The following is a 15319-nucleotide window of genomic DNA, read 5'->3' on the forward strand; positions in this document are numbered from 1 at the left end:
ACGGAAACCCCTGCAAGCAAGCAGAAAGCTTTCGCATACGGTCAACGGATCGCCAAATCCGATCGCCCTTTTGGACGACCGGCGGACTATAAGTCCTCAGCGTAAAAACACGCAAGGCATCAAAAGGCCAACGTCGCCCTGCGAGCCGGCGCCAACCTCAACGCCATCGCGGCAGCCAACGAGCAGCATTCGACCTACAACTCGAAAAAATCAAAAGCATCGAAGACCACGTCCAGCAAGTCTCCAGCGTGATCAAGGCCGGCGGCGACGCCACCCTGAGCGCCGGGCAGAACCTGCAACTGGTCGCCAGCCAGGTCAATGCCGGCAACGAGGCGTACCTGGTATCCGGCAAAAACCTCGAGCTCAAAGCCGCGCAAGACCAGGACTACAGCTTCTACAGCAAGACCAAGAAAACCTCCCAGGGCAAGAAATTCCGCCTGGATGAAACCGACGTCGTGAACAACGTCGGCAGCCTGGTCAGCGCGGGGACGAACAGCACCGTCGTCGCCGGTGCGGACCTGCTGCTGGCCGGCAGCGCCGTCACTGCCGAAAAAGGCGCTACGCAACTGGTGGCCGGCCAGGACGTGAACATCCTCGCCGTCAGCAACGCCGACAGCGCCCGCCACGAACGCAAGGAAAGCAAAAGCAGCTGGGGCGGCCTGAAGTCGAGCAAAGTCCAGGACAAAGTCGACGAAAAACGCACCACCGCCCTGGGCAGCATGGTCTCCGGCGAAACCGTCACCGTCGCCGCCAAACGCGACGCCACGGTCACCGGTTCCAACCTGGTCAGCACCGGCGACCTCGCCGTCCAGGCCGGCCGTGACCTGACCATCGACGCGGCGCAGAACACCTTCGCCCGCACCGACATGCACAAGGAAAAAAATCGCGACCTCACCGGCTTGCTGACCGGCAACAAGCTCGGTCTGGACGACATGACCGGCAACCAGAAGCTGTACATAAACAGCTCGAAGCACAACGGCACGGCCAATGAAATGACCTTGACCGGCAGCACGATTGGTTCGAGCGCGGGCAATGTGTCGTTGACGGCGGGGCGTGAGTTGAAGGTGGTGGCCAGTGATCTGGTGAGCACCAAGAACATGGAGTTGAGTGGGGCTGATGTCACCGTTACTTCGGGGATGGAGACGGCCAGTCAGACCAGTAAGGACAGTTCCAAGAGCTTGGCGGTTGGGCGGGTGATCGCGGGCTCGGTAGTGGACACCGCCACCAGCATGCGCGACGCCGTCAAAGCGGCCCGTAGCGCTGATGACCCACGACTCAAGGCAGTCAAAATCGCCCAGGCAGCCCTCGCCGCCTACAACCTGAATGGCCAGGCTTCGGACGCCAATGCGCAAAGCTCCGGCTTCAAAAACAAAACCGGCGGCACGCCCGGCAACGGTTCGCTGATCAAGATCGGTACTGAACTGGCCAATAACCGCAGCAAGAACAGCAGCGAATTCAACAGTGTCACCGCCAAGCAGAGCACGCTCAACGCAGGGCAAGACTTGTCGATCGTTGCCACGGGCGCAGCGGCGGGTACTCAGGGTGATATCCAGATCACCGGCAGCAGCTTGAAAGCCGCCAACACGTTGTTGTTAGCCAAAAACGATGTGTTGATGCAAAGCGCACAGAACACCACCGACCGCAAAAACGAAGGGTCGAAAAATAAAACCGCCATTGGCGCCAGCTTCAATATTGGCGAGCAAAACGGCTTCACCCTCGACCTCGGAGCGCAGGGTGCCAAGAACAATGGCAACGGTAACTCCGTCACTCAGGTCAATAGCACCCTCGATACAGGCAGCCTGTTGTTACAAAGCGGTGGCGATACCACCCTCAAAGGCGCCCAGGTTCGTGCGGACCGTATCAAGGCAGATATTGGCGGAAACCTCAATATCATCTCCCTCCAGGACACCGAGTCGTCGCGCAGCAAACAGAGCAGCGCAGGCTTCGGCGCCAGTATCTGCGTCCCTCCGTTCTGCTACGGCTCTACCGTAGCGGGCTCGGCGAACCTTGCCGCCGCGAATATGAACAGCGACTACAAGGGCGTGACCGACCAGAGCGGTTTGTATGCGGGCACGGGCGGCTACGACATCAATGTCGGCAAGACCACCACCCTGCAAGGCGCGGTGATTGCCAGTGAGGCGTCAGCTGATAAGAACCGGCTCAGCACGGATCGGCTGATCGTCAGCGATATCAAGAATGTCAGCGAGATCAAAAGTCAGTCTGCTGGTATTTCGGTGTCTTCCAGCAGTACCAGCGGTGCCTCGATGGGCGGCAGCATCCCGATAGCGCTCAAGGAGAAAGACCATAGCTACACCCGTAGCGCGGTCAGCGAAGGCACGATTGTGGTTCGCAATGCCGAAGGTGCCAATGACCTGGTGGGGTTGAATCGCGACACCGCCAACGCCAATCAGAAACTTGACCGGCCTGATGAAAAGGCCATGCAAGAGCGTATTGACCTGATCCAAAGCTCGGCGCAGTTGGCCAGTGGGGTGATCAGTGCGGTAGGCAGGGCGAAGGCCGATGAGGCCAAGAAGCTTGGGCAGGCGGCGAAGGAACAAGCAGACGCAGGCGCGCCTGGTGCTGCTGATACCGCCCGTGCCGCCGATCTGGCTTATTCGGAAGCCAAGCGTTGGCAGTTCGGCGGCGACAAGAAAATGATGGCCGATATCGCGACGGGACTGATCGCCGCGGGCCTTGGTGGCGCGCCCGTCGGTACGACAGTCGGTATCGTCGCCAATACTGCGTCTAGCGAGATCTTCAAGCGAGTGGGTGATTACGCTGAGGCGCAATCCCTGAACCCGAAATCGGACGCGGCCACCCGAGCCGCATGGGCAGAAGGTGGAGCAGCACGCGTCATGTTGCACGCGTTGGCAGGTGCCGCCATGGGGTTGTCCAGCGGCAGCGTGGAAAGTGGCGCGTTGGGGGCCGGTGCTTCCGCCGCCTTGATGCCCTCGATTGCAAAGGCGCTGGAAAACAGCAAATTATCTAAGGTCAGCCAGGAAAACATCACTGCGTTGGTTGCGACCGGGATCGGCGCTGGAGCAGGCGCCGGGAATGGCACCGGCGGCGCTGTTGTCGGGGCCGGGACCGGTTACGGCGTCGAAGTATTCAATCGACAACTTCACCTGACCCAAGAGGTGCCATTACTCAAGAAGAAAGCAGAAGAGTTAGAGGAAATTTGGCGCAAGCCGAAATCGGATGCCTCGTGGGAAGACTTGCTGCGTATGGCAGCAGGATCAAAGGTCGATGTCGTCGAAAACGCCCGTTTAGATGCGCTTGAAAAGAACTGGGGCAATGACCCGACGCGAGATTGGCTGGATCGTGATTTGGCGATTGCCAGAGGTGCGATTCAAGAATTGGCTGAACAGAAGATTCCATTAACGTGGAAAGACGGCACCGCAATTATTGCCAATGGTTCTGCAGTTTATGCGTTCAACTCCACCAAAGAGCAGTTTGTAGACACGAGCCTTTTTAATGGCTTGGGCGACGGCCTTTATGGCGAATTGAGCTCATTTGACAAATGGGTTCAATACGGTCGGGAGCAGGCAGATGCTCATGCGACAGAAATCATTAACGTCTCGACCAACGAAATGGCTTCAAAAGACGCGATGTCGAGGCTGTTGTTATTAGCTAGGAAATCGGCTGAACCGGTCACGGCGGTGGATGAGGCGGCCCTTTCGCTCACAGGTGTAGGCCTGGGAGCGAGGATTTCGGCGGCGATTGCCGCTGCCTTTGCGAAAAGGAAATTGGCGACGGAGGCGTCAGGTGAGCTTTTCGTCCTAGGGGCAAACGGCACAAAAACGACTGGGACGATTGCAGAGGGGGAACGCCTAGTCTACCTATCTAACTCCACCGCGCCGAGAATCAGGGATAGGCTTTCGGCGGCGGTTAGTGATGTTCGGACAGGGTTACCTCGAGAAGGAAACGTCGCATTTGCTGAAGTGGATGTTGGTGCGCTGTCATCAGAGACTATGGTGATGAAAGCTTATAGTCAGTTTGATAATAGGGTCGAGGAGTTTTTGCCGAAGCCTGGTGGTGATCTGAATTCGTGGATATTAAAACCTCAAGTTTCTACGTCTAAATATGTTGGAACGACTGAGGGGTATCTGCGAGACATGGATACAGAATTTAAAATTTTGGAAACTTTAGCTCAGCGTCTAGGTCCGAACTCACAAACTTCTGGGCGTATAAATTTGATTTCAGAGAAAATGGTTTGCCCAAGTTGTACTAATATTGTCAATCAGTTTCGCGAGCGGTATCCTAACATCCAGTTAAATATATTTACTGTGGAGAAGTAATTATGGCGATCGATTTGGCTGTGGAAGAAATTTATCCGATAGTATCTAGGCTTTATGAAAAGGCTATATCACAGATTCGTCTTCGGCCAGAACAAGCCTTTGCTTATGTTCAAGATGAAGCGGGCTCTCTTTGCACGTCTGCTGATGTAGGTTTATTTGCAGTGTTGCAAACTGCAATATTTAGCGAGGGTATGAAGTATGGGTTAGAGTTATCTAGAGAAAGTCCTTATGCGGAGGATATGTTAGAGGGTTTGGCTAGGGCTTATGAAAAATGCTGCGCCGATGATTTAGCAGACGTGGGGCTAAAAGGGGAGAAACTGGCAGAAATGATCGATTGTATGGCACAGGTTAGGGAGAAATATCTTCTTCCTAGATAAGTTGGTGCAAAAGAACCTGCGAGCGGCTTGCCGTCTGGTGAAGCAAAGTTAGTCGGTAACGGTACACCAGCGGCTAATGATGCGAATTTACAGCAACATCCACATCAGAGGAAATCGGGGGCAGATCACATTTTTATAAAGTCCCCAAATAAGCGGGGCAAATTTCTCTTGGTGGTGTGGCGCACGTAATGGTTTCGGTTGGCAATGAAAAGAAATGAGTCTTGGTGGATCGCCATCTATCTTCCTTGTGCCTGTGCGTTCGGCCTGTTGTTTATGTGTGTGTTCTTTCAGGTTGCCGGGTATTGATTGAGTGGTGGTGAAGACGTTGCCGGGCTTATAAAAGAGTATATGGCGCTCTATCTAGAAATAGCTGGGGCTGGCTTTATTCTAGGTCTCGTTCTTTGGTTTTTTAGTGTTCGTTGATCCGCTAAAAATTGGTGTCATACCGCGATTAGTGCACCAATGTATATTGGTGGTCTGACCCCTATTTCTCGAATTCCCGACTCTGATCCTGCTTTACGCGATGCTTTGCAAGCGGCGTTGGATTCAGGAAAAGCCAAGGTTCAAGGTGTAACAGTCAAAGTCGGTGTTCCCGCCCCCAGTAAAACTGGTGTAGCAGAATTTAAGGTGGAAATATGGACCAAGAAGTAATTCAGTGCGAGCGCTCGGGCGTAAACCCGAAATGGCCCTCCTACAAAAGTGTGCTGGGTCGCATAGCCAAGGGGCCACACGTCTCAGATGAATACGAGTTGAATGGCATCCGTGAATATGTTGAGCGCGGCGATGCATTTGCGAAGCCATCAATGCCTGTACCGAATAGTGACAACGTTACGCGTAGTAGCTCCGAATGGATAGCCGTCACACGAGCCCACAAGGTATTGGCGACCGCACCAGATAATCCGCGATGGCTTCTGGAGTTGGCCCATTGGCTGCGCTATTACCAAGTAGGAATTTGGCAGTTGTTCTTCTGGGCGGGTCAGTTCGACATTATTGCCAAAGCGGCAGGCAATGATCGACGCCGCCAAAACTACAGCATCCAAACCGCCACCAATATGATGGCCGCCATGGCGATCCTAGGCTGGAAGGATGCCGTCATCCATCAGGGCTATCTCACCCATGCGGCTCTCAATCGTGGGCATCAATTAGTGATTGAGTACGAAGAGCAACACCGCCGCGCCCAAGCCTTTATGCTGCGTGTGTTTGCCGATTGGGTGGGCGATGTCTCGCATCAATGGCCTGCTTATGCTTACGACGAACCCATCTACGAAGCCTTGTTGGCCAAGTGGCGCACTCCCAGCCCCGACGACCTGATGCCCTGCCTGTTGGCCGCGTGTGACCGCCACACTTGGCAAACCGGCAAAGAGAGCCAGAAGAGTTCCTACGACTTCAATCAGGACTGGCACTTGGAGCGCGTGCCGGTGGAAATTCTCTATATCCTGCGCCTGCGCCAGTGGGAAGGTTTAGCCAATCCGCAGAAGATTGATCATCCGCTGCTGGCCGCGCCCTTTGACCAATTGCCGCCCGAGCAACCAGTGCCTGAGTTGGACGAGTTGATGCAAGGTGTGCTCAAGCGCGCAAGGGAAGACTGGCCACAGTACGATGAAGTGCTGTCTTTGCCAGCATTGAAGGGTTGAACAGGTGCAAAAGGACCTCCGAGCGATTTGCCCTCTGGGACAACGAAAGCCGTGGGTGACGGTGCTCCAGCGGCGAATGGCGCGAGCTTCCAGGATGAAAAGCCGGCAGCGGAAGCACCTAAGCCGACGAGACTTACCACGGTTACGGACGAGATGAAGGCCAATCCTTACCATCCGGATTGGCGGCGGTATGCAGGTAGTGAGCCCCGAGCGGTTGGGGCGGATGTTGTTAGCGGCGTTCCACAGGTGGTAGATCCGAAGTCCTTAATTGGAAGGCAGGGCCGAGATGAAATATCCGAGTCACAGGTGAGGCGAATGACAAAGGACATGAATTGTTTCTGCTGGGCTTGATTGCATTGTTGATCCTGAATTCAATCGGGCTTGATAAATGGCCACTTTACTGTCGTTTTGAATAGTAGATGCAAAAGAAGTAGCCGGAACCAGTAAGAATAATTTGCCTGTTCTTTTTGATGGGAAGTTCGCTACTAAGCAGTTGCTTGGTGCGGCTAAGACACCCAGGGAAATAGGGGGCAGACCACGATTAGTGCACCAATGTATATTGGTGGTCTGACCCCTATTTCTCTTGAGGTAAAAAGCGGGTCGGCTAGTAAGACCAGCTATCAAGAATTTACCGATTACTTTGTTAATGAGTTTGGGGCGCAAGGGAAAGGACGGCTAAATGGACAAGTCATCGAAAGCGCTACAACAGTCTATGTGCCATAAAGGTGGGAAATATGAAGCTCGAAGCCGAAAATAGTCCTGTAGTAGTAGGTGTAAATCAAGCGCAGATTATAAAAACGCTAAAAAAATTAAAAAGCTACGGCCCTAGCTCATTCGCATGTATAACTGATGATGAGGGTAACTATGTGCAAGTGGCTGGAGGCAGATTCACTTGTTTTATTGAAAGATATGACGCTAAAAGTAAAAAACTGTTCAGAGGTTATCATTCAAATTCTAGTACAAACTTTGAAGATGGAAGCTTACTGTCGTTTGGTGCGGGCCGTGTACCATTAAAAAAGGATGAGTGGTTTAATATTGATGATGTAATCGAGGTTTTTTCCTTGTTTAATCAGAATCAGTCTCTACCAGCGACTGTCTACTGGCGTGAGATAAATATTTTGAGTCAAAGCGACGGCTGAATAAGTGAAAAAAAGGGGGCAGACCCTGAGGAGTCCCCACAAATCTACTCTAGCCTCTGAGCTTGCCGGTGTACTTCATCGCGCACCAATAGCTCCATATCCGCCAATCTCGAGCGGGACAATCCGGTGGGGATTCCTCAGGGTCAGGCCCCTCTTTCCTCTGAGTGTCGGAGGATACTAAGCGGTATGACAAATCGTCGCATGTATGTTCCCATCGAGATAATTGGAAATCGCAACAGGAGTGTTTGGTGATGACTGAATGGGCACTGTTACGCGAGCTTAAAAAGGGTGATGCGCTTGCTGTGCCCGAAGCAGGACTTTTACTCATCGATGAGGGAGTGTACAAGATGTCGGTCACTCAGTACTGCTTGGCAGATGCGATTAAAGAGGATGGGCAGGATAAGCTGAAAGTATTGTCATTTTACTGGGCGGCCAGTGACGCAGCATTTCAGCGAGCCTATTACAGAGACGTCGAAAGTGATGATGGGGCTGTTTGCCCTCCGCCCTTTGAGTTGATGCCAGAGGAGGCAGGGGCGACCTATATTGAAATAAAGCGAGCGTTGGAGACTGCCGGTAATATTCGAGAGTATGCCTCTTATCGTGTGATGTCTGATGGCGCTTTTGTTCATAAGAGTTTGGAAGGTCCGTCAGCGGTCTATTATTTTCGCTCATTGGGGTTATTGAATGATGAGGTGCCTTACGCAATTTTGTGGAAGTGTCAGGGAGTTTGATAGAAGTGAGCTTAATTGTTTTCTGTGTTTGAGCTAAAAAGGATCGGGTTCTATGAGTTATTCGGAAAGTCTGTCTGTTTTAGAGGGGCAAATGTGGGTTAAAAGAGCGGCTATTTTTCTTTTGATTCTCGATCAAACTTTAGATAATCTATCGTCAGCTCCCGCTACCTATACTAAATGTAGTGAGGCTATTGAGTTGTGCTGGTCATGGTTAACCGATAGAAGTTTAAGCCCTGAGCAGTTGGCCTACTATTTAGACTCGGATGAAATGCAAAATGGTCCTTTGGGAGAGCATAATTTCATTACGGAAAGCTTAGAGCAAGACAGCTTGATTCTGATACTTCTGGTCATTGGCTTTTTTGCACATCAGGCTTATAAGGTTTCAGGTCGGCAAGAAAGAATGTCCGCCTCAGTCAACGAGGCAGGTGAGCAGGCTGTTGAATACATAGTCGAATATATCTATAAGGTCGGAGCGGGTGGCGTGTTAGACGTTTATCTACCTAAAAAGTGTTAATGTTCAGATGCAAGGAGTGGCGATGAAAGGCGCGTCGGAAGTTGGTGTTCTTATAAGAGAAATAGTGTCCAGTGCGTTGTATGAAGGTGATTATGGAAGCTGCTTAAGTAACCGTGAATTAGTCTTGAGAGGTGTTGAGGTTCTCGACCGCGTAGGTGTGCCGCTCGACTATCTTGAATTCCTTGAACAGTTTGGATTTGGTGAGCTGGATAGCGCACTTTACATCGAGGATGGTCCAACGAAGTATTCAGTTGTCACCGGATGTGATGTAGTTGCTTATCGTAATATGTATGTGTTTGCCAGTACCGGGAGCGGTGTCTTTTATGCATTCGATGCTGCGAATGATTGGTCAATTGTCGAAATTGATCCTGAATTGAGTGATGCGGAAGTCTTATATGAGGATTTTTCCAGCTTCATCCTTAGCCAGTTAACAGCGATTAAAGGTTATGTGGATTGGCGAGCCCAGCAGTAATATGCGCGGCGCCAGCATTTGCATTATTAAGGACGATCAATGAAACCCGCAAAATTCTCCCTCCAGGCCTTCCTGATGGCCTGCCTCATACCCGGCTGGGGCCTGGTGTATGTAGGCCGTACACAGTGGGGTATCCGGGTCGCAGCGTTGTTGCTCGGCGGGGTCGCGCTGATGGGTGCCTTGGGGTTGGTCACTACACCCCTTGGGTTGTATGCATTCTTCGCTTTCGTCATCACGGTCAAACTGACCTCTGCCATCGTGTCCGCCGTGTTGGCCCGTCGCTACAGCGGTCCGCCCAATGTGCCGCGTAAACGCTTCCATGCTCTTTACGTCGGCGTGGTGGTGGTCCTGGTGCTGACGCTGGACGTCTTTCGGGTGCCGTTGTTGGGCTTCAAAAACTATTACATTCCGTCGGGGTCGATGGTCCCGACGTTGTCGATTGGCGACTACATCATGTCGGACCTGCGGGCTGGCGTGCCCAACGTGGGGGATATCGTGGTGTATCGCTGGAATGGCACCGAGGCGGTCAAACGGGTAGCGGGAATCGGTGGTGACACTCTGGCCATCGTCCATGGCGAGGTGATCCGCAACGGTGAGAACCTGGGTTTGTTTCACGCACCGGCTGAGCGCGTCAAAAAGGACTACTCCCTTGAGTTGGCGCCGCTCCAGGTAGCGCCGGGGCATGTGTACCTGTTGGGCGACAACCGGGATGTCAGCAACGACAGCCGCTTCATGGGCCAGGTCGCGCTTGAGGATGTGGTGGGCAAGGTCACCGGCATCTGGTTCTCGAATGAACGAGCGCGTATCGGGACGACGTTTCCATGAGCCTTTCGAGCATCGCTGGCGCAGGTACTCCCGGCCGGCGGGCAGCACAGCAATACCATTGAAAGGCTGGGAGCCGATTTGCGCCCAGTCAAAACACACCAACGCCATGAATCTGGAGCAATACCGCATGGACGCAAACCACTCCGCCAAACGCCCGACGATCCTGGCCAGCATCGGCCGGCGCCTGGCCGCGCGCCTTATCGACTGCGCCATCGCAGTCCTGATCTTTTTCATCATCAAATTCTGCGCCGGTGCATTGTCTGCCTACGTGCCGGCCGTGACGCCCAAGGCTGGTTTTCTCTCGGCGTTTTTTGCAGCCTTCGCCTACTTCCTGCTGGCCGACGCGTTGCCCAACGGCCAGAGCCTGGGCAAGCGTTTGTTGAGCATCGCCGTCGTCGACCGTAAAACTCGCAAAAGCTGCACGGTTTCCCAGGCGTTAACCCGCAATTCCGGAGCGCTGGTGGTGATCGATTGGGTGTGGATATTCATGGAGTCCAGAACGCGCCTGGGCGATATGTTCGCCAAGACCATCGTGGTTCAGACCGGCAACCTGACGAGCGTTCGCAGCCTTGCGGATATTTATGACAACGGTAGGGGATAAATACGTCATGAACGATTCGGTATCGGCCACGCAAACCTGGGACATCGCCAGCCCGTTCAGACGGTTGCTCGGCTATCTGATCGATATGGCCGTGGTGTTTTTCCTGCTGTTTTTGAACCGAAACCTGGACTATGCCTATTTCTATCTGAGCTCTGCAGGAGGCCCGGCATTGTTTGATGGCCTCCACTATGTGCTGCTGTTTTCAGCCTTCGGGTACTACCTGTTTTGCGATGCCTTGCCCAATGGCCAGAGCCTGGGCAAGCGAGTGTGCCGCACGGCGGTGGTGGGTTACCCGTACCCCACGAACTGCACGCTGTTCCAGTCGTTCCTGCGCAATGTTCCGAAGATGGTGTTCAGTGTGCTGGACGGTCTTTTTGTACTGTTCGGCCTGCGTCGTCGCTTGGGCGATATGTTGGCCAAGACGATTGTCATCAATTCCTGAGCAGGGCGGCCTGGACGGGCCGCCCTGTGTAACTCAGGACGGGTTGGCGTTCAGCCTGCGACTGATCGCATCCAACAAATCACAGCCGTCGCGCAGCGGAATCGCCAGCAGATGGGCGAAGTCCTGCAGCACCACGGCATCACTGCTGAGCTGATCGCGGAAGGCCAGGTTTTCCAGGAGTTGGGTGACGGCTTGGATGCGGTGCACGGCGGCGTCGTGGAGGACGTCGAGGGGGGCTTGGGTGTCGATGAGCAGGGCGGGGACGGTGCAGTCGTGGCCGGTCAGGGGCATGTAACGGTTCATAATTGGCACTCTGTTAAGTGGTTGAGACCACCACTCAATCGTCGCCAAACGAATGGGTGGCAGCTGTACGCAGGTTGGCGAACCGGCAACAGAGTAAACCGGCAGACCCGAAGGTCTCCCGCGCACAGCCGCCATAAAAGGCACGGCTTTGCGGGTGCAAAAACACCTGCATGAAAGCGGATTGCTTTTGCACTCTGTTGTCAGGTCGCCAAACCTGATCGCCATTTGGACGACGGCCGGACTATAAGCCCCTCACCCAAAACCGCGCAAGGCGTCAGAGTAATGGCACAATGCCTCATGCAATGCCACCCACTGCCGACACACTGGCGATGCCCAGACGCATCAAAGATCTGAACCGGCCTTCGCCGGCGAAAGGGGCGCGTCGTGCGGTAAGTACACGGGCACGATTGAGAAAGGGTGGGAGCAAATCTGCGCCCGTTCAAACACCGTGAGTTGATGCCAACGGCATGATGCTCAAAGCCCTGTATGCGTGTTAACCGTTTTATCCCGTTACTGCAGAAGCAAACTCGCTCCCCCCCACCCATTATTTGGACCCAAGGAAGCTGTCAATGAAACTGCATCGTCTGTTTATCTCACTCACTGCACTGGCGACCTGCACCAGCAGCTTCGCCGCGGCGCCTGCCCTGCAAAGTTTTCTCGCTTGCGACCAGAACTCCCTGGCGGTGGTAAGCCAGGCAGGGCTCAAGGAGCGTGTTGCCCATAAGCTGGAGAACGGCAAGATCACGCTCAGCGGCGGCACAAAGTCCGATATGGGCCAGCGCTGGATGTTCGACACGCCACTGACGCTTGACGGTATGACCTTGACCGGCTTTTTCGCCGAAGACCAGGACCTGATGGGCTCGCGCATCATCAACTGGGGTTTCTACACCGAACAGGCACCCGACGCGCTTTACGCTCAGCTGAGTAAAGTACCGGGTACGGCGTTGGAGAAAGCCAACGGTATCTACGCGCGTGCGCAGATCTGGTCGCACAAGCAATCAGCCTGGGTGCCGGAAGGCGGCGATGACAACGCGGGCAAGCTGGTCACCGATACGGCCGAACGCATCTTGATGGTCGAGCCCGCACCCGATGACCTGGCCAAGACCAGCAATGGCATGATCACCTGCTCGGTTCAGGGCGCGGTGAGCGCAGCGATGCTCAAGACCACTCGACCTGACCTGATCAAGTGAGCTGAGGCTGGCAGCGATACCGCGGGCATGCTGAATGCCTGCGGTGTTCTCCGGTTTTTCGCGAGCAAGCTCGCTCCTGCAGAGGGCGGGGTTACAGCAACTTGCGCTGCACCGCTTCATCCAGCGTACTGCGCGTCAACGCCTCGACCACTTCCCGCGTGTCTGCCTGGAACGGGATGCCCACGATCAGTACCAAGTGCATCCAGGTGCGCACTGATTCGCTCTTTTTGACGCGGCCCAGCTCCTTGCCATCCTTGTCCTTGAACACTGTCTCCAGGGTGAAGGTGTTTTTCGCTGTGCTCGGGATGATGAAGAACGTCGCGCCGGTGATGATCGCCGAGGCCATGCTGAACTGTTCGTTGTTGTGCAGCGTGGCATCGACGTAGATATCCGAGTCGACCTTGTCAGTGCTCACCCGCGAGAAACGGTTGGACTGGCGAAACGAATCGGCCACGGCCTTTTCCCACAGCACCACCGGTGCGCCGACTGCCGCGTTGCCAGGGCCGCCGTTGACGTGGTTCTGCGCGGTGGTGTGCACGTACGCCGTGGGCTTTTGCGCCGGGGCGTTGGCGGTCGGTGGCCAGGGCTGTACAGCGGGCAATTCGTGCTGCGAGTAAGACACGCAGCCGGTCAGCAGGACGGCGGCGAGTACCAGGCTGTGTTTGATCAATCCTTTCATGCATCACTCCTTGGAATTACGGTTTGGCCAGGTTGGCGGTGGCGGTGTCGAGCAGTTGCCCGACCAGTTTGGTCAGCTGTTGGCCGCCCATCGACGGTGCCCAGTATTGGCCGCTGTAAAGCCCGACGTTGTGTTCGAATTTGATCGAATCCTTGGCCTTGGCCAGTTCCTTGCCGTTGCGGTCGACGATCACCAGGTCGCCGGCCACCTCGAAGCTGTCCACGTAGATCGGGCCGTTGACCCAGATCCAGATGGTCAGCGTCAGCAGCGCACCGGGTACGTACGCCGGGTGTGGCGCGCGATGGCCCTTGAGGGCGGTCATGTTGAATGTGAGCGTCACGTCCTGCTCGCCCAGGCGCACCGGATACTCGGTGACCTGCTTGAAGTAACCCCCAGTGCGCACGTACTGAGTGATCTGGGCCGTCAGGGAGCTGCTGATGGCGGCCTTGTTGGCCTCGTTGACGTCGGCGGCGCTCACCGTCACATCGGCGATTTGCGCACTGCGCGGGCTGCTGACAGCGACCGGGTGGAGCGGGGCGGCGATGGGGCCGGTGACGGTGTAGGAAACGCAGCCGGTCATCGACAGCGCAGCGATCAGGGCCGTAGCCCGAAGCAGAGTGTTAAGCACGCAATGTCCCTATAAGTGAGCAAGCCAAGTTACTGTTTCGACCCGTATCCCCATAACTTGAGGGAATGTGCGCCACCGCACGGCAACCGACGAAACACCTTGAGAACCGCTCTCAACCCCGTAAAATGCCGCGATTGTTTAAAGCACGATACTTTTCAGGGACGAATCCAGACATGCGCATGTTTGCCGTATTCCTCGTCGCCTGCCTGATGGCGGGCTGCGCCTCCAAGCCGGAGTACTACATCTCGCCGGCACCGGTCACGATTTCGAAGACTGCTACTTACTGGCTCGACACCTTCAACGTTGAGGTGAAGGGCAAGAGTAAGCACTTCATGTCGGATGACAAAGTTCGCCAGGAACTCGGCGTCGATCTGGTAAACCGCTTGCTCAAAGCCAAGCGTTACGCAACCAGTAAAGACAGCGCCGATTATTTGCTGGATGTCGACGTCGTCTATGTGCGCCATATCATCGACTCCAATGGGGGGTTTTCGAACCTGTTGATTGACGACGGTACCATCCTGCAAAGCATCGATTTTGGCTACAAGGTCAAGGTCAAGAAAGCCGGTGCCGAGGTGCTGCACTTCGCCCAGAACCGCCCCAGCCTGGAGCCCAGCAACTGGCGAGGCCAGCCGCAACAATGGAGGACCCTTGCCGGCGTTGTAACCAACAGCGGTAACTCCAGTGTCGAGCGGTATTTCACTAGTGGGCTAAGCGACTACATCGTCGACGACCTGCGCGATATTCCGTCTCGCTAGCGTCAGCTGCCATACCCGATTCCCCCCATTTAGGAGCACCCCGTGAACACACTGTCCAAAATCCTGCTGTCCGGCCTCACCGCCGCAGCGCTGTTGACCGTGGCCGGTTGCGCCACGGAGAGCAACCGCGCCATGCCGGTGGAACAGGTCGCCAGCGCCAACGTCGCCTATTCCGGCGTGCGTGTGCCCATCGCCGTGGGCAAGTTCGACAACCGCTCCAGCTACATGCGCGGCATTTTCTCCGATGGCGTCGACCGCCTCGGTGGCCAGGCCAAGACCATCCTGATTACCCACCTGCAGCAGACCAACCGCTTCAGCGTGCTGGACCGCGACAACATGGGCGAAATCTCCCAGGAAGCCGCGATCAAGGGCACCGCGCAGAAGCTCAAGGGCGCTGACTACGTCGTGACCGGCGACGTGACCGAGTTCGGCCGCAAAGAGACCGGCGACCGCCAGCTGTTCGGCATCCTCGGCCGTGGCAAGACCCAAGTGGCCTACGCCAAGGTCGCACTGAACATCGTCAACATCAGCACCTCCGAAGTGGTGTACTCCACCCAGGGCGCCGGTGAGTACGCGCTGTCCAACCGTGAAGTGGTCGGCTTCGGCGGCACCGCCAGCTACGACTCCACCCTCAATGGCAAGGTCCTCGACCTGGCCATGCGCGAAGCCATCAACCGCCTGGTCGACGGCATCAACGCCGGCGCCTGGAACCCGCGCAACTGATCAGCAAC

Annotated in this window: 16 protein-coding genes; 13 read left to right on the forward strand and 3 right to left on the reverse strand. The window is 55.2% G+C overall.

The window, feature by feature from the left end:
• The first annotated feature begins 248 nt into the window (after nt 1-248).
• From PspCFBP13509_RS22180 to PspCFBP13509_RS22230, 10 genes are all read left to right on the forward strand, one after another.
• Nucleotides 249-4298, forward strand: coding sequence for a hemagglutinin repeat-containing protein (locus tag PspCFBP13509_RS22180; RefSeq protein WP_242001088.1), 4050 nt, complete (start codon nt 249-251; stop codon nt 4296-4298).
• A gap of 2 nt (nt 4299-4300) precedes the next feature.
• Nucleotides 4301-4675: a hypothetical protein gene (locus tag PspCFBP13509_RS22185; RefSeq protein WP_065926295.1), complete on the forward strand. Its 375-nt coding sequence runs from the start codon at nt 4301-4303 to the stop codon at nt 4673-4675.
• Nucleotides 4676-5634: 959 nt separating this feature from the next.
• On the forward strand, nt 5635-6309 hold the full coding sequence (locus tag PspCFBP13509_RS22195) for a hypothetical protein (protein ID WP_065926296.1): 675 nt from the start codon (nt 5635-5637) through the stop codon (nt 6307-6309).
• Nucleotides 6310-7043: 734 nt separating this feature from the next.
• Complete coding sequence (locus tag PspCFBP13509_RS22200; RefSeq protein ID WP_074848310.1) at nt 7044-7448, forward strand: hypothetical protein; 405 nt, start codon at nt 7044-7046, stop codon at nt 7446-7448.
• Nucleotides 7449-7699: 251 nt separating this feature from the next.
• On the forward strand, nt 7700-8179 hold the full coding sequence (locus PspCFBP13509_RS22205; protein ID WP_065926297.1) for a hypothetical protein: 480 nt from the start codon (nt 7700-7702) through the stop codon (nt 8177-8179).
• A 52-nt stretch (nt 8180-8231) separates the two neighbouring features.
• Complete coding sequence (locus tag PspCFBP13509_RS22210; RefSeq protein WP_065926298.1) at nt 8232-8693, forward strand: Imm6 family immunity protein; 462 nt, start codon at nt 8232-8234, stop codon at nt 8691-8693.
• A gap of 22 nt (nt 8694-8715) precedes the next feature.
• Nucleotides 8716-9165, forward strand: coding sequence for a hypothetical protein (locus tag PspCFBP13509_RS22215; RefSeq protein WP_065948564.1), 450 nt, complete (start codon nt 8716-8718; stop codon nt 9163-9165).
• Nucleotides 9166-9204: 39 nt separating this feature from the next.
• Nucleotides 9205-9990 (forward strand): signal peptidase I, encoded by a 786-nt coding sequence (gene lepB, locus PspCFBP13509_RS22220; RefSeq protein WP_065926300.1) that lies wholly within the window; start codon nt 9205-9207, stop codon nt 9988-9990.
• A 127-nt stretch (nt 9991-10117) separates the two neighbouring features.
• Nucleotides 10118-10591, forward strand: a complete 474-nt coding sequence (locus PspCFBP13509_RS22225; protein WP_065926301.1) for an RDD family protein — start codon at nt 10118-10120, stop codon at nt 10589-10591.
• A 7-nt stretch (nt 10592-10598) separates the two neighbouring features.
• Complete coding sequence (locus PspCFBP13509_RS22230; RefSeq protein WP_065926302.1) at nt 10599-11033, forward strand: RDD family protein; 435 nt, start codon at nt 10599-10601, stop codon at nt 11031-11033.
• A 33-nt stretch (nt 11034-11066) separates the two neighbouring features.
• On the opposite strand, the gene PspCFBP13509_RS22235 is transcribed toward PspCFBP13509_RS22230, so the two are convergent.
• The gene (locus PspCFBP13509_RS22235; RefSeq protein WP_065948568.1) at nt 11067-11324 is read right to left on the reverse strand and encodes a hypothetical protein; all 258 of its coding nucleotides are present in this window, start codon (nt 11322-11324) and stop codon (nt 11067-11069) included.
• 581 nt (nt 11325-11905) lie between these two features.
• Here PspCFBP13509_RS22235 and PspCFBP13509_RS22240 point away from each other — a divergent pair.
• Entirely contained in the window at nt 11906-12526 is a 621-nt protein-coding gene (locus PspCFBP13509_RS22240) for a hypothetical protein (RefSeq protein WP_065948563.1), read from the forward strand.
• Between the two features lie 91 nt (nt 12527-12617).
• Here the strand turns inward: PspCFBP13509_RS22240 and PspCFBP13509_RS22245 are convergent, their stop codons facing one another.
• Together PspCFBP13509_RS22245 and PspCFBP13509_RS22250 are read right to left on the reverse strand one after the other, a co-directional pair.
• Nucleotides 12618-13205: a hypothetical protein gene (locus PspCFBP13509_RS22245; RefSeq protein WP_065926305.1), complete on the reverse strand. Its 588-nt coding sequence runs from the start codon at nt 13203-13205 to the stop codon at nt 12618-12620.
• Between the two features lie 16 nt (nt 13206-13221).
• A complete protein-coding gene (locus tag PspCFBP13509_RS22250; RefSeq protein ID WP_083221256.1) occupies nt 13222-13833 on the reverse strand; it encodes a hypothetical protein in 612 nt (203 codons plus the stop codon).
• Nucleotides 13834-14006: 173 nt separating this feature from the next.
• Between PspCFBP13509_RS22250 and PspCFBP13509_RS22255 the strand changes: the two genes are divergently transcribed.
• A complete protein-coding gene (locus PspCFBP13509_RS22255) occupies nt 14007-14588 on the forward strand; it encodes a hypothetical protein (RefSeq protein ID WP_074848316.1) in 582 nt (193 codons plus the stop codon).
• Nucleotides 14589-14630: 42 nt separating this feature from the next.
• Entirely contained in the window at nt 14631-15311 is a 681-nt protein-coding gene (locus PspCFBP13509_RS22260) for a CsgG/HfaB family protein (RefSeq protein ID WP_027608087.1), read from the forward strand.
• Nucleotides 15312-15319 lie beyond the last annotated feature (8 nt).

Source organism: Pseudomonas sp. CFBP13509, assembly GCF_005233485.1.
Taxonomy (GTDB): Bacteria; Pseudomonadota; Gammaproteobacteria; order Pseudomonadales; family Pseudomonadaceae; genus Aquipseudomonas; species Aquipseudomonas marginalis.